This window comes from Pseudonocardia sp. ICBG1034 (genome assembly GCF_020131375.1).
Classification (GTDB): Bacteria; Actinomycetota; Actinomycetes; order Mycobacteriales; family Pseudonocardiaceae; genus Pseudonocardia; species Pseudonocardia alni.
In genome coordinates this window covers 894,313-919,940 of record NZ_JAHLEK010000023.1, presented here as the reverse complement: position 1 = coordinate 919,940, position 25,628 = coordinate 894,313, and the positions used below count along the sequence as shown (strand labels likewise).

At 74.6% G+C, this 25,628-nt stretch carries 23 protein-coding genes and 1 pseudogene; 14 read left to right on the top strand and 10 right to left on the bottom strand.

Features of this window, described 5'->3' with window-relative positions:
• Positions 1 to 17: 17 nt before the first annotated feature.
• Positions 18 to 1,235, top strand: a complete 1,218-nt coding sequence (locus KPF22_RS28780) for an NAD(P)/FAD-dependent oxidoreductase (protein WP_224403867.1) — start codon at positions 18 to 20, stop codon at positions 1,233 to 1,235.
• Here the strand turns inward: KPF22_RS28780 and KPF22_RS28775 are convergent.
• A complete protein-coding gene (locus tag KPF22_RS28775) occupies positions 1,232 to 1,906 on the bottom strand; it encodes a TetR/AcrR family transcriptional regulator (protein ID WP_208823813.1) in 675 nt (224 codons plus the stop codon). The two genes, KPF22_RS28780 and KPF22_RS28775, sit on opposite strands and share 4 nt — an antisense overlap.
• Between KPF22_RS28775 and KPF22_RS33755 the strand changes: the two genes are divergently transcribed.
• From KPF22_RS33755 to KPF22_RS28760, 3 genes are all read left to right on the top strand, one after another.
• A complete protein-coding gene (locus KPF22_RS33755; RefSeq protein ID WP_374107536.1) occupies positions 1,824 to 2,207 on the top strand; it encodes an ATP-binding cassette domain-containing protein in 384 nt (127 codons plus the stop codon). The two genes, KPF22_RS28775 and KPF22_RS33755, sit on opposite strands and share 83 nt — an antisense overlap.
• A gap of 21 nt (positions 2,208 to 2,228) precedes the next feature.
• Positions 2,229 to 2,630, top strand: a complete 402-nt coding sequence (locus KPF22_RS28765) for a hypothetical protein (protein ID WP_208823810.1) — start codon at positions 2,229 to 2,231, stop codon at positions 2,628 to 2,630.
• A 61-nt stretch (positions 2,631 to 2,691) separates the two neighbouring features.
• On the top strand, positions 2,692 to 3,504 hold the full coding sequence (locus KPF22_RS28760) for a GntR family transcriptional regulator (protein WP_224403865.1): 813 nt from the start codon (positions 2,692 to 2,694) through the stop codon (positions 3,502 to 3,504).
• A gap of 8 nt (positions 3,505 to 3,512) precedes the next feature.
• Here the strand turns inward: KPF22_RS28760 and KPF22_RS28755 are convergent, their stop codons facing one another.
• Entirely contained in the window at positions 3,513 to 4,670 is a 1,158-nt protein-coding gene (locus KPF22_RS28755) for a TDT family transporter (protein WP_224403864.1), read from the bottom strand.
• A 70-nt stretch (positions 4,671 to 4,740) separates the two neighbouring features.
• Between KPF22_RS28755 and KPF22_RS28750 the strand changes: the two genes are divergently transcribed.
• A complete protein-coding gene (locus tag KPF22_RS28750; RefSeq protein ID WP_374107535.1) occupies positions 4,741 to 5,631 on the top strand; it encodes a LysR family transcriptional regulator in 891 nt (296 codons plus the stop codon).
• A 42-nt stretch (positions 5,632 to 5,673) separates the two neighbouring features.
• Here KPF22_RS28750 and KPF22_RS28745 read toward each other — a convergent pair whose 3' ends face one another.
• The 5 genes from KPF22_RS28745 to KPF22_RS28725 all read right to left on the bottom strand — a co-directional run bounded on the left by KPF22_RS28745 (position 5,674) and on the right by KPF22_RS28725 (position 12,342).
• Positions 5,674 to 6,075: a group 1 truncated hemoglobin gene (locus KPF22_RS28745; protein ID WP_208823808.1), complete on the bottom strand. Its 402-nt coding sequence runs from the start codon at positions 6,073 to 6,075 to the stop codon at positions 5,674 to 5,676.
• 93 nt (positions 6,076 to 6,168) lie between these two features.
• A complete protein-coding gene (locus KPF22_RS28740; RefSeq protein WP_208823806.1) occupies positions 6,169 to 10,638 on the bottom strand; it encodes a Pls/PosA family non-ribosomal peptide synthetase in 4,470 nt (1,489 codons plus the stop codon).
• A 122-nt stretch (positions 10,639 to 10,760) separates the two neighbouring features.
• Complete coding sequence (locus KPF22_RS28735; protein ID WP_224403863.1) at positions 10,761 to 11,477, bottom strand: hypothetical protein; 717 nt, start codon at positions 11,475 to 11,477, stop codon at positions 10,761 to 10,763.
• Positions 11,474 to 11,893: a hypothetical protein gene (locus KPF22_RS28730; RefSeq protein ID WP_374107543.1), complete on the bottom strand. Its 420-nt coding sequence runs from the start codon at positions 11,891 to 11,893 to the stop codon at positions 11,474 to 11,476. The genes KPF22_RS28735 and KPF22_RS28730 overlap by 4 nt, the downstream gene beginning before the upstream one ends.
• 38 nt (positions 11,894 to 11,931) lie before the next feature.
• A complete protein-coding gene (locus KPF22_RS28725) occupies positions 11,932 to 12,342 on the bottom strand; it encodes an STAS domain-containing protein (RefSeq protein WP_224403862.1) in 411 nt (136 codons plus the stop codon).
• 174 nt (positions 12,343 to 12,516) lie between these two features.
• Between KPF22_RS28725 and KPF22_RS28720 the strand changes: the two genes are divergently transcribed.
• The 4 genes from KPF22_RS28720 to KPF22_RS28705 are packed head-to-tail and all read left to right on the top strand — an operon-like array spanning position 12,517 to position 16,857.
• Entirely contained in the window at positions 12,517 to 13,812 is a 1,296-nt protein-coding gene (locus tag KPF22_RS28720; RefSeq protein WP_224403861.1) for an amidohydrolase family protein, read from the top strand.
• A gap of 47 nt (positions 13,813 to 13,859) precedes the next feature.
• The gene (locus tag KPF22_RS28715; RefSeq protein ID WP_208823797.1) at positions 13,860 to 14,807 is read left to right on the top strand and encodes an NADP-dependent oxidoreductase; all 948 of its coding nucleotides are present in this window, start codon (positions 13,860 to 13,862) and stop codon (positions 14,805 to 14,807) included.
• 54 nt (positions 14,808 to 14,861) lie between these two features.
• Positions 14,862 to 15,818, top strand: coding sequence for a TIGR03557 family F420-dependent LLM class oxidoreductase (locus KPF22_RS28710; protein ID WP_224403860.1), 957 nt, complete (start codon positions 14,862 to 14,864; stop codon positions 15,816 to 15,818).
• 58 nt (positions 15,819 to 15,876) lie between these two features.
• Positions 15,877 to 16,857 carry a zinc-dependent alcohol dehydrogenase family protein gene (locus tag KPF22_RS28705; RefSeq protein ID WP_073575685.1) on the top strand — a complete coding sequence of 327 codons (981 nt, stop codon included), beginning with the start codon at positions 15,877 to 15,879 and terminating at the stop codon, positions 16,855 to 16,857.
• 9 nt (positions 16,858 to 16,866) lie between these two features.
• Here KPF22_RS28705 and KPF22_RS28700 read toward each other — a convergent pair whose 3' ends face one another.
• Positions 16,867 to 18,279, bottom strand: coding sequence for an APC family permease (locus KPF22_RS28700; RefSeq protein ID WP_208823793.1), 1,413 nt, complete (start codon positions 18,277 to 18,279; stop codon positions 16,867 to 16,869).
• A gap of 115 nt (positions 18,280 to 18,394) precedes the next feature.
• Here KPF22_RS28700 and KPF22_RS28695 point away from each other — a divergent pair, with 115 nt between their 5' ends.
• The gene (locus tag KPF22_RS28695) at positions 18,395 to 18,916 is read left to right on the top strand and encodes a DUF6220 domain-containing protein (RefSeq protein WP_224403859.1); all 522 of its coding nucleotides are present in this window, start codon (positions 18,395 to 18,397) and stop codon (positions 18,914 to 18,916) included.
• Between the two features lie 157 nt (positions 18,917 to 19,073).
• On the top strand, positions 19,074 to 20,504 hold the full coding sequence (locus KPF22_RS28690; protein ID WP_224403858.1) for a multicopper oxidase family protein: 1,431 nt from the start codon (positions 19,074 to 19,076) through the stop codon (positions 20,502 to 20,504).
• Between the two features lie 201 nt (positions 20,505 to 20,705).
• Here the strand turns inward: KPF22_RS28690 and mscL are convergent.
• Together mscL and KPF22_RS28680 are read right to left on the bottom strand one after the other, a co-directional pair.
• A pseudogene (gene mscL / locus KPF22_RS28685) lies at positions 20,706 to 21,083 on the bottom strand (large conductance mechanosensitive channel protein MscL); the annotation flags it as partial.
• A gap of 161 nt (positions 21,084 to 21,244) precedes the next feature.
• Entirely contained in the window at positions 21,245 to 22,015 is a 771-nt protein-coding gene (locus tag KPF22_RS28680; protein WP_208823789.1) for a FadR/GntR family transcriptional regulator, read from the bottom strand.
• Positions 22,016 to 22,064: 49 nt separating this feature from the next.
• Here KPF22_RS28680 and KPF22_RS28675 point away from each other — a divergent pair, with 49 nt between their 5' ends.
• The 3 genes from KPF22_RS28675 (at position 22,065) to trpA (ending at position 25,522) form a co-directional block, all read left to right on the top strand.
• The gene (locus KPF22_RS28675) at positions 22,065 to 23,306 is read left to right on the top strand and encodes an MFS transporter (protein WP_307799602.1); all 1,242 of its coding nucleotides are present in this window, start codon (positions 22,065 to 22,067) and stop codon (positions 23,304 to 23,306) included.
• 159 nt (positions 23,307 to 23,465) lie between these two features.
• Positions 23,466 to 24,728, top strand: coding sequence for a tryptophan synthase subunit beta (gene trpB / locus KPF22_RS28670; protein WP_224403857.1), 1,263 nt, complete (start codon positions 23,466 to 23,468; stop codon positions 24,726 to 24,728).
• Complete coding sequence (trpA, locus tag KPF22_RS28665; RefSeq protein ID WP_208823784.1) at positions 24,728 to 25,522, top strand: tryptophan synthase subunit alpha; 795 nt, start codon at positions 24,728 to 24,730, stop codon at positions 25,520 to 25,522. The genes trpB and trpA overlap by 1 nt, the downstream gene beginning before the upstream one ends.
• The last annotated feature ends 106 nt before the right edge of the window (positions 25,523 to 25,628 follow it).

Below are 25,628 nucleotides of genomic sequence, written 5' to 3'. Positions count from 1 at the left end.
TCCCGAGGAGGACCACCGTGGAGCACCTCGTCGTCGTCGGGGCGTCGCTCGCCGGGATCCGGGCCGTCGAGTCCGCCCGCCGGTCCGGCCACACCGGCCGGATCACGCTGGTCGGCGCCGAGCGCCACCTGCCCTACGACCGGCCCCCGCTGTCCAAGGCGTTCCTGGACGACACCGGTGAGGAGCCCGCCGACCCGCGCTACCGGACCGAGGAGCACCTGCGTGGGGAACTGGGGGTGGAGCTGCGCCTCGGCAGCCCGGCGACGTCGCTGGACGTCGACGCGAAGCTGATCGGCATCGGCGACGGGGACGAGCTGTCCTACGACGCGCTCGTCGTCGCCACCGGGGGAGCGGCCCGGATGCTGCCCGGCACCGGGCAGCTGTCCGGGGTGCACGCCCTGCGGACCTGGGACGACGCACTCGCCGTGCGCTCCGCACTGGACTCCGGCGCCCGCACCGTCGTGATCGGTGCCGGGTTCATCGGCTCGGAGGTGGCGAGCTCGGCGCGCAAGCGCGGCCTGTCCGCCACGATCGTCGAGACGCTGCCGGTCCCGCTGGTCCGCTCGGTCGGCGAGGACATGGGCACGGCCTGCGCGGACCTGCACCGCGCGCACGGCACCGACCTGCGCTGCGGCGAGACGGTCGACGGGCTGGAGTCCTCCGCCGACGGCGCCGTCACCGGCGTCCGGCTGGGCTCGGGCGAGGTGGTCCCGGCGGACCTCGTGGTCGTCGGCATCGGCGTGTCGCCCTGCACGGACTGGCTGGAGGGATCCGGCGTCGAGCTGCACGAGCGGGACCGGGGCGTCGTCGCCGACGCCACCCTGCGCGCCGCCGACGGCGTGTACGCCGCGGGCGACGTCGTGCACTTCCCGAACCACCTGTTCGACGGCGAGGTCATGCGCCTGGAGCACTGGACGACGGCCGCGGAGCAGGGCGCGCTGGCCGCGAAGAACGCGCTCGACCCGGAGAACGCCACCGGGCTCGGGACCGTGCCGTACTTCTGGTCGGACTGGTACTCCAGCCGGATCCAGTTCGTCGGCCGCCCGGCCGCCGACGAGATCCGGGTCGTGTCCTCCGAGCTGGGCGAGGACCGGTTCCTCGCGCTCTACCGGCGCGGCGACCGGCTGGTCGGGACGATCACGATCGACCGGCCCACCCAGATCATGAAGTACAAGCGGCTGATCTCGAAGCGCGCGAGCTGGGCCGAGGCGCTGGAGTTCGCCGGCGTCTCCTAGCCGTCGGAGCCGGCCGCCGGGTCCTCGTCGGGAACGTCGAGCATCCGGCGGGCCAGGCGCTTCCAGCTCGCGAGGTGCGGGTCGGTCCGGTGGTCACGTGGGTGGATCGCGTAGGTCAACGCGACCCCGCGCATGCTGGTGAACAGCAGCTCGCGGCACTCGTCGAAGTCGGCATGGCTGGACAGCACCGGCCCGAACATCGTTGCGACGACATGGGTCAGCGCGACGCCCATGCGTCGCTCGGCGGGGAACAGCTCGTTCCGGATGTCGGTGTTGGTCCGGGCGGCGGCCCACAGCTCCATCGACGCCCAGAAGTACGGCTGCGCGAAGGTGTCCCACAGCAGCTCGACCGCCCGGTCGCACCGTCCGGGGCCGGTGGTGCGGCCGTACTCCGAGGCCGGCACCCACTGCTCCATGTCGGCGATCTGTTCGACGACCAGGTACTGCGCGGCGGCGATGAGCAGCGCCTCGCGGCTGGGGAAGTGGTGCAGCAGCCGCCCGCGCGACACCCCGGCACGGCGTTGCACGGTGACGGTCGTGGAGTGCGCGTAGCCGTTCTCGTAGAGCTCCTCCAACGCGGCGGCGAGGATGATCGCCCGGCTGCTGGCCCGGCGCTCGCCCTGCGTGCGGCGGGGTCGGTGCGGACGCGGTTCGTCCGCGGGGGAGACCATGCGGGGCAGGGTAGCCCCCGGTCGCACAGCGGATGTCTGTACACGCTGCTCCACCCGACCCCGGGGTCCGTCACCCGAGGGGATCGACCTCGAGCTGTCACCCGGCCGCACGACCGTCCTGCTCGGTCCGTCCGGCGTCGGCAGGACGACGATGGTGCGGATCCTGCCCGGGCTCTCCCCGCCCGAGTCGGGCGAGAGCCTGCTCGGCCCGGGATGCCGGCGAACCCCGCTCCGGCACGTCCGCTCACATCGTGGGACGGGACGTAACACTCACGGGTATCCGCTTCGATCACCAGAGTGACGTCGGACGTGAGGCGGGTGGATGGACGGCACCGGACCGTACGGGCGGTACTACGCGGAGCGCGCCGCAGCAGGTCAGCGCACCGTGCTCTGGCCGTGGGTGCTGCTGGCGCTGGTCGTGCCGGTGGTGCTGGTCGGGGTGTTCGTGCACGGCGACGACCGTGCCGAGGCGACCGCCGTCCACCTGGCCGCGCCCGTCCCGGTGCGGGAGGCGGCCGAGGGCGTGTACCGGGCCGGCCTCGACCTCGCGCCGGGCACCTGGACCACCGACGGCCCCGCCCCGGGCCGGGAGTGCGTCTACACGCGCACCGGGCCGGACGGCGCCGAGGTGTCCCGCGGGGTCCTGCACGGCCCGGCCGCCGCCCGGATCCTCGACGGCGAGGCGGTCGTCTTCACCGGCGCCTGCACCTGGTCGGTCCGCTGACCCACCGGCCCGGGTCGCCTGCCCGGGGGGCCGCGACGGTCCGGTCCGTACATTCACCAGGGTGCGTGACGCCGAGGCCGGACCGGTCCCCGGACCCGCCGTGCTCCGCCGCGAGGCGGGACGGCTGCTCTGGGAGCAGCTGCTCGAGGACCTGCGCCGCCGCCTGGACTCCGACGCGTTCACCCACGGCTTCCCCGGTGAGCTCGCCCTGGGCCGGGAGTACGGCGTCAGCAGGCACACCGTCCGCCAGGCGGTGAAGGTGCTGCGCGACGAGGGCCGCGTCGTCGGGACGCGGGGCCGGCCGTCGCGGCTGGCGGCGCCGGTCGAGACCGCCCAGCGCCTGGGCGCGCTCTACAGCATCCACGAGTCCGTGCGGGCGATGGGCCTGGAGCAGCGCAGCGTCGTGCGGGCCCTGGACGTCCGCGCCGACGGGGTCGTCGCGGCGCGGCTCGGACTGGAGGAGTCGACGCCGCTGGTGCACCTGGAACGGCTGCGGCTCGCCGGTGGTGAGCCACTCGCGCTGGACCGGGTGTGGCTCCCGTACGACCTGGCCGCGCCGCTGCTGCACGCCGACTTCACCGGGGTCGCCCTCTACCAGCGCTACGCCGAGCTGTGCGACGTGGTGCTCACCGGGGGCGAGGAGACCATCGCGCCGATCCTGCCGACCCCCGCCGAGCACCGGCTGCTGGGCGGGAGCCCGTCGACCGCCGCGTTCTCGGTGTCGCGACTCGGCAGCGCGAAGGGTCGCCCGGTCGAGTGGCGCCGCACCCTGGTGCGCGGCGACCGCTTCGTGCTGCGGGCGGACTTCTCCACTCGCGACGGCTACCAGCTCGACCTGCTCGGGTCCCCCGACCGGAGCGACCCGCGCCGCTGAGGGAGGCCTCACGCGGGGTCGAGCAGAGTCCCGCGGACGAGCGCACCATGCACGGTCCGGGCCCCCACCACGAGCCAGGCCGCCACCAGCAGCACGTACAGCGCCGTCGCGACGACGGTGAGCGCCGGCGTCCCCAGCCTCGCCACCAGCAGGTTCGTGCCGGTCACACAGGTCCCCACCGGGAAGGTGAAGCTCCACCAGGTCAGCGTGAACGGCAGCCCTCGCCGGACGGTCCGCAGGGTCACCGCGGCCGCGAGCGCCAGCCACAGTATCGCGAACCCCCAGGCCGGGACGCCGTAGACCACCGCGACCACCGCTGCGGCGCCCGCGTACGGCTCGGGCAGGCTGCCCGGCGCGGCGTTCGCCAGGAGCCCGGCCGCGGTGACCGACTGGCCGAGCGGGCCGAGCACGATCCACAGGGTGGGGACGGCCGCCGCCGGTCCGGTCCCGTGCACGACGAGCCGGTTCCAGATCTGCGGGAGCAGGGCCAGCGTCGCGAACAGGCTCATCCCGAACAGCGCGACGCAAACGAGGAGCAGCGTGGTTCGGCCCGTGCCCGGCGCGAGGTGGACGACGAGCAGCGCCCCGTCCGCGGCCGACACCATCGGCGGCACCACCGGCAGCAGCCAGGCGGGGGACACCGCGTCCGGCCCGATCGTGTGCCGGGTGATCATCAGGTAGGGCACGCCGACGGCGGTGACCAGCCCGAACGCCGTCCCGGTCAGCCAGAGTGCCCCGCTCGTCGCGAGTGCGGCCGGGGTGCCGAGCACGGCCGGGCCGAACTGGACCGCGCCCGCGCCGACCGTCATGAGGGCCATCGCCACGGCACCGTAGGACTGCACGGCCACCGGGTCCGCGGTGTGCGCGCGGGCCCGCTCGGGGAACCGCACCCGGTGCGCCACCGTCGCGGCCACGAGCACCACCAGCAGCGCCGAGGCCAGGCACCACACCCCGGTCGCCCACGCGGTCAGCAGCGGGGAGCGGAACGGCAGCGTCGCGGCCGCCCCGCCGACGATCCCGGTGCCCATCACCGCGGCGAACCAGTTCGGCCCGAACGAGCGGACCGCGTCACCGGGGGTGCCGAGCTCGCGCAGCAGCCCGAGTCGGGCGAACGCGTGCGGCGCCGGCGGGGCGGCCGCGGCCGGGGGTCGGAGGTGCGTCGTCACGACTCCACGGTCGGCCGGTCGGCGGCCCGCCGGTACCCGTCGCCCGGTTGCGGAGTCATAATCGGAGGTTGTGGCTCTGTCCCCACGCGTCGCCGACCTCGTGCCCTACGACCTGCTGGTCTCGGTCGCCACCCTGGGGAGCATGGGCAGGGCTGCCGCGGCCCACGGCATCTCCCAGGCCGCGGTCAGCGCCCGGGTCAGGACACTGGAGGCGGCGCTCGGGTTGACCCTGCTGGAGCGGTCCCCGCGCGGCACCCGGCTCACCCCGGACGGGGCACTCGTCGTCGAGCGGGCACGCGCCGTGCTGGACGCCGCGCACGCCCTCGACGAGGGCGTCGCCGCGCTGCGCACCGACCGGGCGGCCCGGCTGCGGGTGGCCGCCAGCTTCACCGTCGCGGAGTACCTGCTGCCCCGCTGGCTGGTGGCGCTGCGGGCCGAGCTGCCCGGCACCGCGGTCACGCTGACCTCGCACAACACCGCCGAGGTGGTCGACGACGTCCGCTCCGGCGACGCCGACCTGGGGTTCGTCGAGGGCCCGGACCTGCCCGCGGACCTCGACGGGCAGGTCGTCGGACGGGACCGGCTGGTGCTCGTCGTCGCGCCGGACCACCCGTGGGCCCGGCGCCGCGCGGTCGACGCGGCGCGGCTCGCGACGACGCCCCTGGTGGCCCGTGAGCCCGGGTCGGGCACCCGGGAGTTCCTGGAGCGCGCGCTCGGGACCGTGGCGCCGCCGGTGCTGGAGCTCGGCTCGACGACGGCGATCAAGAACGCGGTCGCGGGCGGCGCGGGGCCCGCGGTGATCAGCGGTCTGGCCGTGGCGGCCGAGGTGGCGGCCGGGACGCTGCGGACGGTCCCGGTGCGCGGCGCCGACCTGCAGCGACGCCTGCGCGCCGCGTGGCGGCGGGGCCGTGCGCCGTCCGGGCCCGCGCTGGTCCTGGTGCGTCTCGCGGCCCGCCGCTGACCCGGCCCGGGGGTGCGGTGGGCACGCCCCGGGACCGGCCCGTCAGGCGGCCGAGGGCTGCTGTCGCACCACCTCGGGCCGGTAGCGCTCGATGATCTCCATGAACTCGGTGTGCTCCGGCGTGGGCACCCCGCAGAAGTTCAGCGTCGAGGAGATCTCCAGGGCCACCGCGTCGAACTGCTCGTCGGTGATCTTCAGCGTCTCGTGCGCGGTGACCATGTCCATGCCCGGGTAGCACTGCGGACCGCCCGCGGCCTGCACCGACCACGCCGTGACCAGGAACTTGTAGCCGGGGGCGTTGGCCGGGTCGCCGTGGTGGGCGTGCACCCCCTCGTTCGCGTTGACCGAGGCGTTCGCGAAGAGCCGGTCGACGAGGATGTCGACCGCCCCGGCGATCGCGTAGATGCCGCCGAGGCGGTCGTACAGGGACTGCTGTTCGGGCATGATGACGCTCCCACTCCGTTGTCGGGACCCGATCACAATCCCGTGCGGTGCGGGTGTCGTCAATAGTGCACAACCGGTTTCCCGGCCGTGCGGTCAGTCGTCGACCGCGTGCTGTCCGTGTCCCGCGCCGTAGCCGGTCAGCGACGGGACCTGGGCCCGCAACCCGGACGGCAGGTGCCGGGCCAGGTCGTCACGGGCGTCCGCGCCCAGGCTGCGGGCCAGGGTGTCGAGCACCGCGACCGAGGCGTTGGTGGCCCAGGCGACGTCGTGCAGCTCCAGGTACTGCTGCACCCGCGACAGGAACACCTCCTCGGTGAACGGCTGGGCCGCCGCGGGCACGACCGACACCGGGACGGCGGGCTCCGCCGGCGCGCGGTGGTCGGGCACCGGGGCGTCGTCCGCCTCCGGCTCGGCCGGGTTCCCGCCCCAGCGCTCACCCGGGGCCACCTGCTCGCCCTTCATCAGGAACGAGTCGGCGGCCAGCGTCGCGCCGTCGCCGATGTCGGTGGAGTAGTGCACGAACGCCCGCACGCCGACGGCCACGCCGTCGCCGACCCGGATCCGGCCGGACTCGAAGCGGCCGTCCTCCAGCGAGTGGCACTGCAGGACCGACCCGGAGTTGAGCACGACGTCGTCGCCGAGGGAGACCAGGCTCTTCTCCGGCAGGGCGGCGCCGTCGTCGAAGACGCGCCTCCCGGCACGCAGACCGGCCAGGCGGTTGCGCCACACGAGCAGCGGGGTCCCGGCCAGCACCGGCCGGACGTAGAGCTTCCAGAGCCGTTCGTGGAACCAGAAGTAGCGGTCGTAGATGGACGCGGTGCGCGGCTGCAGGCCGCGGAAGCCGAGCGTCGCGCGCTCCAGCAGCGCCGACCACACCATGAGCAGCAGCGGGCCGAGGAACACGGCCGGGCCGAGGGCCCACAGGCCCCACGCCGGCCAGAGCGCCACCGAGATCCCGAGCGGGACCAGCGCGACCGCGACGCCGAGGGCCCGCAGCAGCACCGTGACGACGAGGGTCGAGGCGTTGTAGCGGTTCTTGGAGCGCAGCCGGCGGGCCAGCTCCCCGTCGGTGGCAGGGTGGTTCGGGTGCGGCCCGGCGCCGGTGCGCGGGATCTCCATCGGCGGCGAGCCGAGCAGGCCCACCCCGGTCCGCACCGGCCCGTCCACCGGGACCATGACCTTGGTCGCGAGCAGCACGTCGTCGCCGATCCGGGCGTCCGGCGGCAGGTGCACGTCGTTGCCGACGAAGTTGTCCCGGCCCAGCCGCACCGGGCGGATCCGGAACGAGTCGTGCGACAGCTCGGTGTTCATCATCCGCAGTCCGTCGGACACCATCGTCCCGGTGCCGACGCGGGCGTGCCGCGGCGACTCCTGGCGGAGCTGGGTGCCGAAGTTCGACCCCGTCTGGCGCAGGTCGTCGAGGTCGTAGCCCAGGCCCTTCAGGTAGCCGGTGATGAACGAGCTGTCGCCGAGCAGCAGCACCAGGAACCGTGCGTTCGACACCCCGGTCACGATCTGCTGCGCGACGTGGCGCACGCCGTAGAGCGGGAAGGTGCGGTCGACCGGCACGAACAGCGCGGCCAGCCGCGGCAGGGTCAGTACGGCGAGCACGCCCACCAGCAGAGCGGCCACGACCAGCGCCACCACCGCGATCGCGCCGACCAGGAAGAACCACCAGTGCGCGCCCATGTCGGCACCGGTCAGGCCGATCAGACCGGCCACCTGCGGGGCGAAGCGGGCGAACAGGCCGACGAGCAGCGCGAACACCGCCGTCGCGACGGCCCAGGACAGCCCGGCGAACACCGCCGAGTAGACGACCCGGCGCAGCCGCCCCGCGCCGACGGCGTCGGGCCCGCGGTAGTCCGAGTCGGACGGACCGGCGGGCGAGCCGTGCCAGACCTGGCCGGCCGGGACGGTGACACCGGGGCGCAGCGCCGAGGCGTGGCCCAGCTGCGACCCGTCCTGCATCCAGGTCCGGATGTCGAGCACGGCGGCCTCGCCGACCACGCAGTCGTCGCCGACGCCGACCGGGCCGAACTCCAGTGCACCGGGCACGGCCCGGTAGCCCTGCAGCGACGCCTCCGGGTGCACGATCGTGCGGGCGCCGATCCGGACGAGGTCGGTGGCGACCGGGACGGCTCCGAACAGGGCGCTGCCGCGCCCGATCCGCGCGCCGAGCAGCCGCAGCCAGCCGGTGTACAGCGGGGTGCCGACGGCCAGCGCCATCGGGTTGGTCCGGATCAGCGTGGAGACGACCCAGAACCGCAGGTGGGCGGCGCCCCAGAGGGGCACGGTCCGTTCGCGGAAGCGGCCGACGAGCGTCCACTTCGCGAGCACGGGCAGCAGCACGACGGCGACGAGTACCCCCGCGGTCCACAGCGCGGCCCGGCCGGTGAGCGACACCGCGTCGGGCGCGGTGGAGATCCAGCGGTAGCCGAGGACCAGCACCGCGGCGGCGGCGAACCCGGAGGCGAGCAGGAACAGCAACTGCGCGACCCCGGTCAGCGCATGCGCCACCGGGCGGGCGCGCACCGGCTCGACCGGCTCCGCGGCCACGGTCGGCACGACGTCGCCGAGCGCGGCGGCGAGCCGGCGCACGGTGGGGTGGCGGTAGATGTCGCGTGCGGACACCGACGGCAGGTCGTCGCGACGGCGCACGGCGGCGGCGAACCCGGCGAGCAGCAGCGAGGTGGCGCCGAGCTCGTCGAAGAGGTCGGCCTCGACCGAGATCTCGGCGGGCTCGACCCGCAGCGCGGTGGCGAGCTCGGCGACCAGGCCGCGCTCGACGTCGGTCGCCGGGCCCACGACCGGGCCGGTCGCGGCCACGCGGCTGCCGGTCGGCGCGGGCAGGTTCCTGCGGTCCGCCTTGTCGCTGGTCGTCATCGGGATGAGCTCGAGGTGCTCGAGGTAGGCGGGCACCATGTAGGACGGCAGCCGGTCCTGCAGGCGGGCCCGCAGGTCGGTCGGCGGTTCCGCGCCGCGGACCAGGCTGTAGTAGCCGACGAGTTCCTTCGTCCCGGGTGTCGGCTCGAAGGTGTCCACCACGGCCATCGCGACCGCGGGGTGGTCCTGCAGCACGGCCTCGATCTCGGAGAGCTCGATGCGGTAGCCGCGGACCTTGACCTGCAGGTCGATGCGGCCCCGGTACTCGATCTCGCCGTCGGCGTTGATCCGCGTGAGGTCACCGGTGCGGTAGATGAGCCCGGACGGGTTGTTCGGCAGGTCGACCGGGGCCGGGACGAACACCTCGGCGGTCTTCTCGTCGCGGTTGAGGTAGCCGTCGGCCAGCCCCACCCCGGCGACGGCCAGCTCCCCGGTCTCGCCGAACGGCAGCACCCGGGTCGGGTCGGTGGTGTCGAGGACGAGGGCGGCGTAGGTCGGCAGCGGCCGCCCGATCGTCACCGGGCGGTCCGGGTGGACCTGCGCCATCGTCGCGGTGACGGTGGCCTCGGTGGGGCCGTAGACGTTGAGGAAGCGGCGCTGCGGGGTCCACCAGCGACGGATGAGGTCCTGCGGGCAGGCCTCGCCGGACACGAGCAGGAAGCGCAGGTCGTCGAGGTCCGCCTCGACGGTGGCGAGCAGCGTCGGCACCACGCACATCGCGGTGACGCGGCGCTCGACCAGGAAGTCGTGCAGGTCCTCGCCGACCAGCGACACCCCGGCCGGCTTGGGGACGAGGGTGGCGCCGGTCAGGAACGAGGTCCAGATCTCCTCGACGGAGAAGTCGAAGGCCAGGGTCAGGCCCTGGTACATGCGGTCGTCGGCGCGGACGCCGTACTCGTCGGCGGCGACCCGCACGAAGTTGCAGATCGCCGGGTGTCCGATCACGACGCCCTTGGGCCGGCCGGTGGAGCCGGAGGTGTAGATCAGGTAGGCAGGGTGCCCGCGGCCCGGTGTGCGACGGCTGTCCGGCCCGAGCCGCCCGTCGGAGCAGGCGGCGATGTCGGCGGCCGCACCGGTGACCGACAGGATCTCGACGTCGCCCCCGACGGGCTCGCCGACCTTCGCCAGCGCGCTGTCGGTGACCAGCAGCAGACCGGCCGCGGAGTCGGAGAGGATGAACGCCACGCGGTCCGCGGGGAAGCCCGCGTCCATCGGGACGAAGGTGGCCCCGGTCTTGAGCACCGCGAGCATGGCGGTGTAGCTCTCCACCGGGTCGTCGAGCAGCAGCCCGACGACGTCGCCGGGGCCGGTGCCGCGCCCGCGCAGGTGCCGGGCGAGACGGTTGGTGCGCCCGTCGAGCTCGCGGTAGGTCAGCGTGGCGTCGCCGGTGTCGACGGCGACGGCGTCCGGGTGGTGGTCGACGGCCTCCTCGAACACCTCGGCGAGCTGCTCGCCGGGCCGGGCCCGGGAGGCCTCCAGGGTCGCCCCGGGGACCAGCACGCGGTCGTCGAGCGGCACGGCGCCGCGGCGGGGGCGGGGGCTCGGCACCGGACGGCGGGTCGGCGAGGGGCGGTACGGCAGGTCCCGGCGGATCACCTGGGGCTGCCCCGGTTGCGTGGCGCGGTCGTCGCCGCCGTCGACCCCACCGGTGAGGGCCGACCGGTTGGACACGTCGGACATGACTCCGGCCTACCCCTTCCCGGGGGGACGGAAAGTGCAGGTCGGGCGTGGCGATCGTCACTCGCAAACCAGTGAACCCCGGTCGGGTGCGGTGCGTAGCCAGACGAGGTATCCCGCCGTCGTCAGGGCGGCGACGACGCCCCGTGGACCGTCCGGAACAGCGTGTCGACGAGATCGATCCCCAGGTCATGATCATGGTCGGCCGGGAGGTCGACACCGTGGTCGTGGAACCACGAGGGCGGGGCCTCCGGGTGCGGGCCGACGACACCGACCGCGCCGTCACCGCACCGGGTGACGCAGGCGGCCACCGTGCCGTCGGCGTATGTGGCCAGGATCTCGGTCTCCGCGAGCGCCCGGCGTGTCGGCCGGATCACGCCCCCGTCCTGGAAGAACATCCGCCGTTCGGCTCCGCGCCACCGGACCGTGACCAGGGCCGGGTCCGGGGTGGACGGATCGGCCCCCGGACGGGACCAGTACTCGTCGACGGCGAGGCCGACGAGGTTGAGGAAGCCGCGCTCCACCAGGAACGCGCCCATGCAGACGCCCAGGTAGCACCCGCCCCCGTGGACGAACCGACGGATCGCGCCCTTGTCCGCGCGCAGCCGCCGGAACGCGGCCTCGTCGTCGCCGGAGGCACCGGGGTGGGCGAACAGCACCGTGTCCGGGTCGGACAGTGCCTCCCGGAGCGGACGGTCGCCCGCCGGGCCCGCGGTCCGGACGTCGAACCCGTGCCCGCTGCGGCGCAGCAGGTCGGCGACGGCCTCGGTGTCGTCGGTGCGGTCGCCGGCCGACGGCCGGGTCCAGGCGTCGGCGAGCACGACGGCGACCGGCCGGCTCATCCGGAGCGCTCCGGTACGGCCGGGGCGTCCACCAGGTGCGCGAGCAGGTCCCGGACGCCGCCGGGCACGGCCACCTCCACCGGCCGCCACGACGACGGCACCCGCCCCACCGGCAGGAAGGTGTCCGGCCCGCGCCGCCCCTGCGCGAACAGCGCGGCGCCGGAGTTGATCCGGGTCACGAGCACCCGGTCGCCGTGCGCGGCCAGCAGCGACGCGGTGTCGACGGTGAGGACGACGTGCTCGGTGTCGGCGTAGCGGGGCAGCGCGTGCAGCCGCACCGCCCGCGGGCGACGCGTCGTCAGCCGCCGTTCCCGCTCGTCGCCGGTCACCCCGAACAGGTCGAGCAGCCCTGCGACCGGCAGCAGCCCGTGCGTGGCGATCCCGGGCCACGACGCGGCGGGCGTGGTGTGGAACAGGCGCGGCGCGCGCCGGACGAGATCGTCGGGGTGCAGGCTCAGGACCCCAGGGCCGTGTCGAGATCCGGGTACCAGGTGATGACCTGGTCCAGCCCGGTCATCCGCACCGGCCGGATCACCGCACGGTTGCCCGGGCCGGTGACCCCGTCGAGACGGACCCCGGCCTCACCGGCCGCCCGTGAGGACCGGACCACCGCGGTCAGGCCGTGCGACCCGAGGAACCCGACGCCGGACAGGTCCAGCAGGGCCCGCGCCGGTCGCGTCTGGTGGAGCATCTCCGACATCCGGGCCCGGATCGCCTCGGCCTCGGCGAGGTCGACGTCACCGATCACCTCGAGGACGGTCACACCGGGCGCCGGGGTGTGCTCGCGCAGGCTCACCCGGGAGTGCGGCTCCGGCCAGCTGCCCGTGTGGCCGAGCCGCCGGCGACCGGGCTCGGCCGACGTCACGACGGCCACCCGGCATCGGGCACGCCTCGCCCGCGACCCCGCCCGACGGATGGTGCGGGGCCGGATGTCCGGGGACGTACGGCCGAGTTTCCGATGGGTTCACCGTACCGGGCCCCGGGCCGTTGTCCACCGGTCGACCTGCGGGATCCTGTCCGGGGAGAGAGTCTTCACCGGATGACCACCTCCACATCACCGCGACCCCCGGACCCGGCCGACGACGGTGCCGTGACCGTCGTGCGGCGCGCCCGCGTCCCCGGCCACGACGGCGCCGTCGACATCGTGGTGTCCGGTGGCAGGATCCGGTCGGTGGGTGCCCCGGCGCCCGCCGGGACACCCGGTACCGACGCGGGGGACCGGCTCGTCGTCGGCGGCCTCGTCGACGCGCACCTGCACCTGGACAAGGCGCTCACCGCGGACCGCTGCTCGTGGTCCGGCGGCACCGTCGACGACGCGATGGCCGAGACCGCGGCGATGAAGGCGGACTTCACCGTCGACGACGTCGCCGCCCGCGCCGGGGCCGTCCTGGCGTCCTGTGTCGCGCACGGCACCACCCGGGTGCGGACCCACGTCGAGCTCGACCCCACCGTCGGGCGACGCGGGCTGGAGGGTGTGCTGGCGGCCGCGGCGGACTGGGCCTGGGCCGTCGACGTCGAGGTCTGCGTGTTCGCCCAGGACGGCCTGACCGGCTCGCCGGAGACGGCCCGGCTGCTCGACGAGGCGCTCGGCGGGGCCCGGGCGGCGGGCCGGCGCGCGGTCGTGGGCGGCGCCCCCTACGCCGACGACGACCCCGCGGGCCAGCTGGACCGCGTGTTCGGGCTGGCGGCGGACCACGACGCCGACGTCGACCTGCACCTGGACCTGTTCGACGGCACCGCCGAGGGCGCGCTGATCGGCACGTTGTGCGACCTGACCGAACGGGCGGGGCTCGGCGGCCGGGTCACCGCGGGCCACGGCACGGCGTGGTCGTTCCTGGAGCCCGAGCCACGCGCCGCGGTGCTGGACCGGTGCGCCGGGACGGGGGTCGGCGTGGTCTCCCTGCCGTCGACGGACCTGTTCCTCACCGGCCGGGAGACCGGCGCCGGGGCGCCGCGCGGGGTCGTCGTGCTGGACCGGCTCGTCGAGCGCGACGCCCCGGCGGCGGTGGCCACGAACAACGTCCGCAACGCCTTCACCCCCTACGGCGACGGCTCCCTGGTCCGGATGGCGAACCTCTACGCCAACCTGACCCACCAGGCGTCGCCGGAGCAGCTGGCGGCCTGCCTGGACCTGGTCGGCCCGCGCGCCGCCCGGGTGCTCGGCACCCCGGCCGCCGCCACCGGGGTCGTCGCGGGGGCCCCGGCCGACCTGGTCTGCCTCGACGCGCCCGACCCGGGCACGGCGGTAGCCGCCGTCGCACCGGTCCGCTGGGTGCTGAAGGGCGGTCGCCGGACCGTCACCGGCGCGGCCGTGGAGCTGCACCCACCGGTGTGACCCGGCTCATCGGTGCAGGCCGTCGCGCAGCGGGAACGCTGCCCGACATGAGCACACGTGAGGGCAGGGCCGTGCGGTACGACCGCTACGGCGGCGTCGACGAGCTGTACGTGGCCGGCGTCGGGTTCGACGACCCCGGTCCGGGCCGCGTCCTGGTCGAGGTGCACGCGGCCGGGATCAACCCGGGCGAGACCGCGCTGCGCGAAGGCGTGTTCGCCGAGTCCTGGCCCAGTACGTTCCCCAGCGGGCAGGGCAGCGACTGGGCCGGGGTCGTCGCGGCGGTCGGGGAGGGCGTCACCGACGTCGAGCCCGGCGACGACGTCTTCGGCTGGACCGACGACCGCGCCTCCCAGGCCACCCACGTCGACGTGCCCGCCGAGCAGGTCCTGCGCCGCCCGGCCGGTCTCGACGTCGCGACGGCCGGGGTGCTCTACATCGCCGGGACGGCCGCGGCCGCGTCGGTCGCGTCGGTGGATCCGCAGCCGGGGGAGACGGTCGTCGTCGCCGGTGCCGCGGGCGGGGTGGGGCAGATCGCGGTGCAGCTGCTGACGCTGCGCGACGTGGAGGTCGTCGGGATCGCCTCCGAGCGCAACCACGACCGGCTCCGCGAGCTGGCCGTGACCCCGGTCGCCTACGGGTCCTCGCCCGAGGAGACGCTGGCGAACCTGCGCGCCGCGACGCCGGACCGGGTGCACGCCGTCGTCGACCTCTTCGGCGGCGGCTACGTGGCGCTCGCCCGCGAGCTCGGTGTCCCCGCGGAGCGGATCAACACGATCATCGACTTCGAGGGCGCGCAGGCCCACGGCGCCGCCACCCGGGGCACCGCCGACTCCGCGGGCCGCGACGACCTCGCCGCGCTCGGCGCGCTCGTCGCCGACGGGGCCCTGCAGGTCCCGATCGCGGCCGGGTACCCCCTCGACGGGGTCCGCGACGCCTACACCGAGCTGGAGAAGCGGCACACCGCGGGGAAGATCGTCCTGCTGCCGCAGGAGTGATCCGACGCCTGCCGGGAACCCCGCCGGGGCACCCCCGAGGAGAGGACACCCGTCGTGCAGATCGGCTTCAAGCTCTTCGCCGAGGCCCACACGCCGCAGGAGATGGTCCGCCAGGCCGTCCGGGCGGAGGAGGCCGGTTTCGACTTCGTCGAGATCTCCGACCACTACCACCCGTGGCTGGAGAGCCACGGGCACTCCGGGTTCGCCTGGTCGATCCTCGCCGCGATCGCGATGCGGACCGAGCGGATCGGCCTGGCCACCGGGGTGACCTGCCCGACGATCCGCTACCACCCGGCGATCATCGCCCAGGCCGCGGCGACGACCGCACTGCTGTCCGACGGCCGGTTCACCCTGGGCGTCGGCTCCGGCGAGCAGCTGTCCGAGCACGTCACCGGGCACCCGTGGCCGGTCGTCGGGGTGCGGCACGCCATGCTCCGCGAGGCACTCGAGATCATCCGTCTGCTGTGGAGCGGCGGCTACCGCACCTACCGCGGCACCCACCTGTCCGTCGAGGACGCGCGGGTGTTCGACCTGCCGGAGACGCTGCCGGACATCGTCGTCGCCGCGGGTGGGCCGAAGGCGGCCCGGATCGCCGGTGAGCTGGGCGACGGTCTGTTCGCCACCGAGCCCCGCACCGACCTGATCGACGCCTACACCGCGGCCGGTGGCACCGGCTCCCGCTGGGCCGAGGTCCCGCTGGCCTACGCCGGCACCGTCGACGCCGCGCTGGAGTCCGCGCACCGGCTGTTCCGGTTCGGCCCGACCGGCTGGAAGATCCAGGCCGAGCTGCCGAACGTGCGCAACTTCGAGGCTGCGACGGCCTTCGTCCGCAGGGAGGACATGGCCGACGCGTTCGGGGCGGGCCCGGACGTCGAGACCCACGTCGCGACGGTGAAGGGCTTCGCCGACGCAGGCTACGACCGGCTCGCGCTGATCAGCGCCGGACCGGACGTCGAGGAGTTCTTCGCCTTCTACGAGGGTGAGCTCGCGGGCCGGCTGCGCGCGCTCTGAGCGATCCCGGCCGGTCGGACGGGGTGCGCGGACCGGCCCGACCGGCAGGGTGGAGGGCATGAACAGGGTCGTTCGTTTCACCGAGCTCGGCGGGCCCGAGGTGCTCACGGTCGTCGAGGAGCCCGTGCCGCAGCCGGGGCCGGGGGAGGCCGTCGTCGCCGTCGAGGCGATCGGGCTGAACCGGGCCGAGTCGATGTTCCGGCGCGGTGAGTACATCGAGCCGACCCGGCTCCCGGCCGGTCTGGGCTACGAGGCCGCGGGCACCGTCGCCGCCGTCGGCGCGGGCGTGGACCGCTGGTCGGCGGGGGACCCGGTGAGCATCGTCCCGGCGTTCTCGATGAACGACCACACCGTCTACGGCGACCATGCCCTCGTCCCGGCCCGTGCCCTGGTACCGCGGCCGGTGGACGCGGTGACCGGGGCCGCGACTTGGATGCCGTTCCTCGTCGCCTACGCCGGGCTGCTCGAACCGCGCGTCCTGCAGCCGGGCGACCACGTGCTGGTCACGGCGGCGTCGTCGAGCGTGGGGCTGGCGGCGATCGCGACCGCGAACCGGATCGGCGCCGTCCCGATCGCCACCAGCCGCAGCCGCGCCAAGGCGCAGGCGCTGCTCGACGCCGGCGCCGCACACGTCGTCGCCACCGGGGAGGAGGACCTCGTCGCGCGCTGCCGGGAGATCACCGGCGGCCGGGGCCTGGACGTCGTGTTCGACGCCGTCGCCGGACCCGCCGTCGAGACGATGGCCGACGCGGTCCGCCCGGACGGCACGATCGTCATCCACGGCAGGCTCTCCGGTGAGCCGACGATCTTCCCGACGGCGACGCTGCCCGATCTCGTCGTCCGCTCGTTCACCCTGTTCGCGATGACCCGCGACGCCGAACGCCTGCGCCGGGCGGCAGCGTTCGTCGCCGCGGGGATGCGCGGTGGGGACTTCGCCCCGCAGGTGGACCGGGTGTTCGACGGCCTTGACCAGGTCGTCGCCGCGCACGAGCACCTGGAGTCCAACGCCCAGGTCGGGAAGATCGTCCTGCGGCCCTGATCGGACGTCTCAGCCGTCCAGCTTCGACGGGTCCAGGGTCGCCTTCTTCACCCCGAGCCTGCGGTTGAGCAGCAGGGTGATCGCATAGAGCACCAGGCCGAGCAGGAGCAGCAGCCCGGCCAGCTCGTACTGGATCGTGTCGCGCCCGGAGAACGGCAGGACCAGGTACAGGCTCGCGACGGCGCCGACGACCGGCAGCCCGGGCGGGGCCCGGAAGTGGTCCTCGGCGATCCGGTCGCGGCGCAGCACCAGCACCGCGATGTTGACGACGGTGAAGACCGCGAGCAGCAGCAGCGACGTGGTGCCGCCGAGCGCGGAGACGACGTCGGAGTCCGAGTCCAGTGACACGTAGCTGATCAGCGCGAACGAGATCAGCGTGGTGAAGATGATCGACACCCACGGCGTGCGGCGGAACGGGTGCACCCGGGCCAGCGGCTTGGGCAGCACGGCCTGGTTGGCCATCCCGTAGAGCAGCCGCGAGGCCATCAGCATGTTGATCAGCGCCGAGTTGGCGACGGCGAACATCGATATGAACGGCAGGACCTGGTCGGCCGGGATGCCGGGCGCCCCGGCGCGGACGACCTCGACCAGTGGCGTCTCGCTCGCCGCCAGCGGGCCGACCGGGACCAGCGCCACCGCGCAGACGGCGACGAGCACGTAGATGACCCCGGTGATGGTCAGCCCGGTGATCATGATCTTGGGGAAGATCCGGCGCGGCTCGTGGCACTCCTCGGCCATGTTCACCGAGTCCTCGAAGCCGACCATCGCGAAGAACGCCAGCGAGGTCGCCGAGGTGACCGCCAGGAACACCCCCTTGTCCTCGGGGGTGTCGAAGGCGACCACGCGCGACCAGTCGGCGTCGCCGCCGGCGATGGCGTAGATCCCGATCAGGATCACCAGCAGCAGCCCGGACAGCTCGACCAGGGTGAGGACCACGTTCAGCTTCACGCTCTCGCCGACGCCGCGGAAGTTCACCAGCGCGACCAGCAGCATGAAGCCGAGCGCGATCAGGACGATCCCGCCGTTGCCCAGGTCCAGCCCGAAGCCCTCGTTCAGGTTCGCCGCGAACGCCCGCGACGCCGTCGACGCCGAGGTGATCCCCGAGCTCATCACCACGAAGGTGACCATGAACGTCAGGAAGTGGATGCCGAACGCCTTGTGCGTGTAGAGCGCCGCGCCCGCCGCCTGCGGGTACTTGGTGACGAGCTCCAGGTAGGAGAACGCGGTGATCATGGCGATGGCGAAGGCGACCAGGAACGGCACCCACGCCGCCCCGCCGACCTCCTCGGCTACCTGGCCGACCAGGGCGTAGATGCCCGTGCCCAGGATGTCGCCGATGATGAACAGCAGCAGGAGCTTGGGCCCCATGACCCGCTTCAGTGCGGGGCCGTCCTCCGCCGTCGACGTGGTGGCGTCCGCCATCGTGGTGCGCTCCCCTCCGCGGCGGCCCGTGCCGCCCGCGACCGGCTCAGCCTGGTGGGGGGTTCGTGCCGTGTCGAGTCGAAAGGGTGGAGTGTTTCATCTGGATTGAGCATGTGTGACCCCGCTCACGTGGCGTTCACTGTCCGGCGTCCGCTCGCCGCAGGAGCCGGAGGTCGCCGTGCGTACCGCCTACCGAGTGATCGCCCATCTCGTCGCGCTGGAGGTCCTGATCCAGGCCGCCGCGATCGCCTACGCCGTGTTCGGTCTCGGCACCTGGATCGAGGGCGGCGGGGTCCTCGACAAAGCCGGGATGGAGAGCGAGACGACCGACTTCACCGGGGTCGGCGGGTTCGCGCTGCACGGGATCAACGGGCAGATCGTCGTGCCGGTGCTGGCGCTGGCGCTGCTGGTCGTCGCGTTCTTCGCCCGCGTCCCGGGCGGGGTGCGGTGGGCGGGGATCGTCGTCGGGCTGGTCGCGCTGCAGGTCCTGCTCGGCATCCTCGGGCACTCGGTGACCGGGCTCGGGGCGCTGCACGGGCTCTGCGCGCTCGCGCTGTTCGCCTGCGCGGTGTTCGCGGGGCAGCGGGCCGGCTCGCGGTCCGGTGCCGCCGCGACGGCCGGCGAGCGGGTCGCCTGAGCCCGGGAGCGCCGCCATCGCCGCCGACCCCGTCCCCACGGCACGGCCGGAGCCCGGTGGGCCGCCCGGTCCACCGGCGGAGCTGCCGCCCGGGCCGTCCGACGGCCCGCCCGCGCGGCCGGGTCCGCCCGCCCCGCCGCGGCCCGGGCGGCGTCGGGTGCTGGTGGCGGTGCTCGCGACGCTCGCCCTGCTGGCCCCGATCGGCCGGATGTGGTGGGGGAGCCTGCTGCCGACCCCGTACGCGGTGACCGAGATGGGCTACGTCGACACCGGCGGCGCCCCGGCCACGGAGACGCACGACCACCACGGGGTGGGCGTCGACACCCTGCGCGAGACCTCGACGGCCGCCCCCGCCGTGTCGCTGACGCTCACCGCCCGCAGGCAGGCGATCCCGCTGCCCTCGGGCCGCACCCTCGACGGCTACACCCTCAACGGGACGTCGCCCGGCCCGCTGATCCGGATCCGGCAGGGCGACGTGCTGCAGGTGCGGCTGGTCAACGCCGACGTGCCGGACGGCATCACGCTGCACTGGCACGGCGTCGACGTCCCGAACGGCGACGACGGCACCGCCGGCGTCACCCAGGACGCCGTCGGACCGGGTGGGGAGTTCGTCTACCGCTTCGTCGCCCGCGACGCGGGGACCTACTGGTACCACTCGCACCAGGTCGCGAACACCCAGGTGCAGCGCGGCCTGTACGGGGTGCTGGTCGTCGAGCCGCGCGACGGCCCCACCGGGCCGGACGTGGTCGCCGCCGCCCACGTCCACGAGGGCGCACGCCTGCTCGACGGCCGCCGCGCCGTGCTGCCCGTCCCCGCCGCGCCCGGCACCCGCATCCGGGTCCGGATGGTCAACACCGACAACGGCCCGACCTCGGCGTGGGTGACCGGGGCGCCGTACCGGCTCGTCGCGATCGACGGGACCGAGGTGCACGACCCGCCCCCGGTGACGGGGGAGTCGGTGCTGCTCACCGCGGGCGGCCGGCTGGACCTGGAGGTGACCGTCCCACCCGGCGGCGCCCGGGTGGAGATCGGCGGCAACGCCGCGGTCGTCCTCGGCGACGGCCCCGGCCCGGCGGCGGCACCACGGCCGGACCGCGTGCTCGACCCGCTGGGCTACGGCACGCCCGCGCCGCTCGGGTTCGACCCGGCCGCCGCGGACCGCCGCTTCGACTACGACATCGGCCGCCGCCCCGGCTTCGTCGACGGCGTGCCCGGTCTGTGGTGGACGGTCGACGGCCACATGTGGCCGGACGTGCCGATGTTCATGGTCGCCCGCGGCGACGTGGTGCGGATGCGGATCGCCAACGGCAGCGGCGAGGTGCACCCCATGCACCTGCACGGGCACCACGCCGTCGTGCTGTCCCGCAACGGGGTGCCCGCGACGGGCAGCCCCTGGTGGATCGACTCGCTCGACGTCGCCGACGGCGACAGCTACGAGATCGCCTTCGTCGCCGACAACCCCGGGGTGTGGATGGACCACTGCCACAACCTGACGCACCCGTCGGAGGGCCTGACGGCGCACCTCATGTACGAGGGGGTGGCCACGCCGTACCGGGTCGGCGGGCCGTCGGGCAACGACCCGGAGTGAGCAGGCTCAGCCGCGGTGCCGGGGCCGGCGCGGGGTGTCCGGGTAGGGCTCGGGGGAGCCGTCGTCGACCGGGCCGGGCTGCGGCGGCTGCGGCGGGGGCGCCGGACGGCCCTGCGGCGGGCCGGGCGGCATCGGCGGCGCCGGCGGCTGCCCGACGGCGCGGGGTGCCGGGGCGAGGGCCCGCTCGCGGTCCCGCTCGGCCTGGTCGCGGAGCAGGTCGCGGATCTCCTTCAGCAGGTCGAGGTCGGTCTCCAGGGCCGGGTCCTCGGCGTCGCGCTTGCGGCGCTCCTGGAGCCACTTCATCGGGAAGACGACCAGGAAGTAGATGACCGCGGCGGTGATCAGGAACGTGATGACGGCGTTGAGGAAGCTCGCGTAGTCGAGCTGCACCTCGTCGGTCAGCGGGATCGTGCCCGGGGGCACGGCGTTCTCCCCGCCGGAGAACAGCCGGAGCAGCGGCTCCAGGAACGCCTTTGTGAAGGCGGTGACCACGGCCGTGAACGCCGCACCGATGACGACGGCGACCGCCAGGTCGATCACGTTGCCACGCAGCAGGAATTCCTTGAAGCCCTTCAGCACGCCGGAGCACTCCTCGAGATCGGGTCGGGGGCGGGGGTGGGTCCGGCGAAGGAGGCTAACCGGACCGTGACCTCCGTGCCGGGCCTGCGCCCGTACGGTGCGGCCCGGCGCGGCGGACGGGACGCGCCGGTCGACGGGCGGCCCGGGTGCGGGGTCGCGGGTCAGGCGGTGGGCCCGGCCCCGGCGTCCGGGCCGCGCTCCCCGGCGGGGCCCTGCGGGGTGACCGGGCGGGCCGCGATGAGCCGGTCCAGGAAGTCCCCGGCCTCGCGGGCGGCGCGGTCCACGTCGCCGTCGGCGATGGCCTCGACGATCCCGGTGTGGGAGATGTCGTCCTCGGTGCCCGCGGTGCCGGGCATCGTGGTCTTCACACTGTCCGCGACCGCCTCCACCACACCCCGGTAGAGCTCGACGAGCAGGTCGTTGCCCGCACACCGGACGACGGCCACGTGGAAGTCGGTGTCCGCACGGGCCGCGCGCTCCAGGTCCGCGGTGTCCGGCTCCTCCCCGCGACGGCCGTACGCCGCGACGGCCGCGACGGCCCGGTCGCGCCCGGCCAGCGCCGCCCGCAGGACGGTCAGGTCGGCGTCGGTCCGGCGGGCGGCCGCCATCCGGGCCGCCTCGACCTCCAGGGTGCGGCGGACCTCCAGCACCTCGCGCAGCTCCGGGCCGCACAGCGTGCGCAGCGCCCCGGACAGCTCGGTGGTGGCCCGCACGTAGGTGCCGTCGCCCTGGCGTACCTCCAGGAGGCCGCCGTGGGCGAGGGCGCGGACGGCCTCGCGGACGGTGTTGCGGCCGACCTCCAACGACGAGGCGAGCTCCGACTCCGGCGGTATCCGGGCACCGACCGGCCACTCCCCGCCGGTGATGGCGGAACGGAGCTGGTCGATGACCTGGTCGACCAGGCCACCGCGGCGCGCTGTGACGAGAGGCACCGGATCATCCTTCCATCCGAACATCCTATGTCTGTAACAATACTGTTTCGTGAGCATTGCTGAGCAGGAGACACGCGCGGAGGAGACCATCGCCACCGGACGGGCCGAGGAGACCGGGCCGTCGCGCCGCGGTGCGCTCGTCGGGACTCCGCTGCTCGTCGTGGGGGTGGCACTGGCCGCCTCCAACCTCCGCCCGGCCGTGACCTCGATGTCCTCGGTGCTCGGCGAGGTCCGTGACGGCCTCGGCGCCTCCGCGGTCTGGACCAGTGTGCTCACCGCGGTGCCCACCATCTGCTTCGGCCTCGCCGCGATCGCCGCCCCGCTGCTCTCCCGCCGGCTCGGCATGGCCCGCGCGATCGGCCTCGCGATGGCGGTGCTGACCGCCGGGCTCGTGCTGCGCGTCGTCGACGGCCCGTGGGTCGTGCTCGGCGGCACCTTCGTCGCCGCGGCGGGCATCGCGATCGGCAACGTGCTGATCCCGGTCGTGGTGAAGCAGTCCTTCCCGCACGCCGTCGGCCGGGTCACCGGCGTCTACACCGCCGCGCTGGCCGCGGGCGGTGGGATCGGCGCCGCGTTCACGCCGCCGCTGGAGCCGCTGCTCGGCGGCTGGCGCGGTGCGGTCGGGGCGTGGGCGCTGCTGTCGCTGGCCGCGCTGGTCGTCTGGACGATCGGGGCCCGGCACGGTGAGCCGGAGCCGGTCGTGCGCACCGACGCGGGGGAACGGCGCCCGATGGTGCGCCGGCCGCTGGCCTGGGTGGTCACCGCGTTCTTCGGGCTCCAGGCCTGTGTCGCCTACGTCGCGATGGGGTGGCTCGCGGAGCTGTTCGTCTCGGTCGGGGTCACCCGCACCGACGCCGGGCTGATGCTCGCCCTGATCAACCTGATCGGCATCCCGCTCAGCTTCGTCATCCCGCCGATCGCACTGAACCGGGCGTCCCAGTCGGGCTGGATCGTCGGGCTCGCCTGCTGCTCGCTGGCCGCCGTCGCCGGGCTCGCGATCGCCCCGGCCGCCGCGCCCTGGCTGTGGACGGTCCTGCTCGGCGTCGGCATGGCGGTCTTCCCGCTGGGGCTCGGCGTGATCGCGCTCCGCACCCGCGAGGCCGCCGAGACCACCGACCTGTCGGCGATGGCGCAGGGCTTCGGCTACCTCATCGGCGCGACCGGCCCGTTCCTGTTCGGGATCCTGCACGGGCTCACCGGGTCCTGGACGCCGTCGCTGGTGCTGCTCGGCGCGGTGATCGTCGCCGAGATGGTGCTGGGCTGGGTCGCGGGACGCCCGCGCTACGTCTGAGTCCCGCCCGCGCGGCGCCGGGGCGCTGATATATGAGAGCCCCCGGTGCCGCGGCCGTCGTCGTGGGCCCGGTGTACCGTCGTGACCGCCCGATCTCCCGGCGCATCCCCGCCCGGCGGCGGCCCGAGATCGGGGTCCTCGATCCGTCAGGGAGTACTCGTGACCGACACCGCCCTTCCCCCGGCCGGGGACACGGCGCGGCTGGTCGACCAGACCGGCCCGTACTTCGGCCGCTTCGGCGGCCGCTACGTCCCGGAGGCGCTGGTCGCCGCACTGGACGAGCTCGAGCAGGCCTATCACACGGCCATGTCCGACGAGGCCTTCCAGGCCGAGCTCACCGAGCTGCACCGCACCTACTCGGGCCGCCCGAGCCTGGTCACCGAGGCGCCGCGGTTCGCCGCGCACGCCGGCGGCGCGCGCATCCTGCTCAAGCGCGAGGACCTGAACCACACCGGCTCGCACAAGATCAACAATGTGCTGGGGCAGGCGCTGCTCACCAAGCGCATGGGCAAGACCCGGGTCATCGCCGAGACCGGTGCGGGCCAGCACGGCGTCGCCTCGGCCACGGCCGCCGCCCTGATGGGCCTGGAGTGCGTCGTCTACATGGGCGAGGTCGACACCGAGCGCCAGGCGCTCAACGTCGCCCGGATGCGCATGCTGGGAGCGGAGGTCCGCCCGGTCACCTCGGGCACGCGGACCCTCAAGGACGCGATGAACGAGGCCATGCGCGACTGGGTCACCAACGTGGCCGACACGCACTACCTCATCGGCTCGGTCGCCGGGCCGCACCCGTTCCCGGCGATGGTGCGCGACTTCCAGCGGATCATCGGCGTCGAGGCGCGGCAGCAGGTCCAGGACCTCACCGGTGCCCTGCCCGACCTGGTCTGCGCCTGCGTCGGCGGCGGCTCCAACGCGATGGGCATCTTCCACGCGTTCCTCGACGACACCTCCGTCGAGCTGGTCGGCTTCGAAGCCGGCGGCGACGGCGTCGACACCCCGCGGCACGCGTCGTCGATCGGCGGCGGTGACGTCGGCGTCCTGCACGGCTCGCGCAGCTTCATCCTCCAGGACGAGGACGGCCAGACCCGCGACTCGCACTCCATCTCCGCGGGCCTGGACTACCCGGGCGTCGGCCCGGAGCACTCGTGGCTGCACGACATGAGGCGCGCCCGCTACGAGTCGGTCACCGACGCCGAGGCCATGGAGGCCTTCCGCCTGCTCTGCCGCACCGAGGGCATCATCCCGGCCATCGAGAGCGCGCACGCGCTGGCCGGTGCGCTGCGCGAGGCGACGCGCCTGGGCGAGGGCAAGGTCGTGCTGGTCAACCTGTCCGGCCGCGGCGACAAGGACGTCGACACCGCCGCGAAGTACTTCCAGCTGATCGACGACGAGGGCAACGCCGTGACGGACGGAGCGGTCTGATGGGCAGCGTGGCGCAGCGGATCGAGCAGGTCCGCGCCGAGGGCCGGGCCGCGCTGGTCGGCTACCTGCCGGTCGGCTACCCGACCGTCGAGGGCTCGGTCGAGGCGATGCGGGCGATGGTCGCGGGCGGCGTCGACGTCGTCGAGATCGGCCTGCCCTACTCCGACCCGCTGATGGACGGCCCGGTCATCCAGCGCGCCACCCAGCAGGCGCTGGACAACGGCGCCCGCAGCCGGGACGCCTTCACCGCCGTGCGCGCGGTCGTCGACGCCGGCGCCCCGGCGCTGGTCATGACCTACTGGAACCTGATCGACCGCTACGGCGTCGAGCGGTTCGCCGCCGAGCTCGCCGAGGCCGGCGGCTCCGGGCTCATCACCCCGGACCTGCTGCCCGACGACTGCGAGGACTGGCTGACCGCTTCGGAGTCCCACGACCTGGACCGGGTGTTCCTCGTCGCGCAGACGACCACCCCCGAGCGGATGCGGATGACCGTCGAGGCCAGCCGCGGGTTCGTCTACGCGGCGTCGCTGATGGGCGTCACCGGCGTCCGCTCGGTCGGCGTCGAGGCCCGCGACCTGGTCGCCCGGACCCGTGAGGTCGCGACCCTGCCGGTGTGCGTCGGCCTCGGCGTCCGCACCGCCGAACAGGCGGCCGACGTCGCCGGCTACGCCGACGGCGTCATCGTCGGGACGGCGTTCGTGCAGGCGCTGGAGTCCGGCGGGCCGTCCGCGGTCGAGTCGCTCGCCCGCGAGCTCGCCGAGGGCGTCCGCGCCGCGGAGCGCGTCTCCGCCTGACCCTCCTCCACCGGCCGCGTCCGCCCCGCGTGGGCGGGCGCGGCCGTCGTGTGTCGTCGGGCCGTCGGTCGCAGCTCCCGGCCGGCCACCGGCCGATCGACCGGCC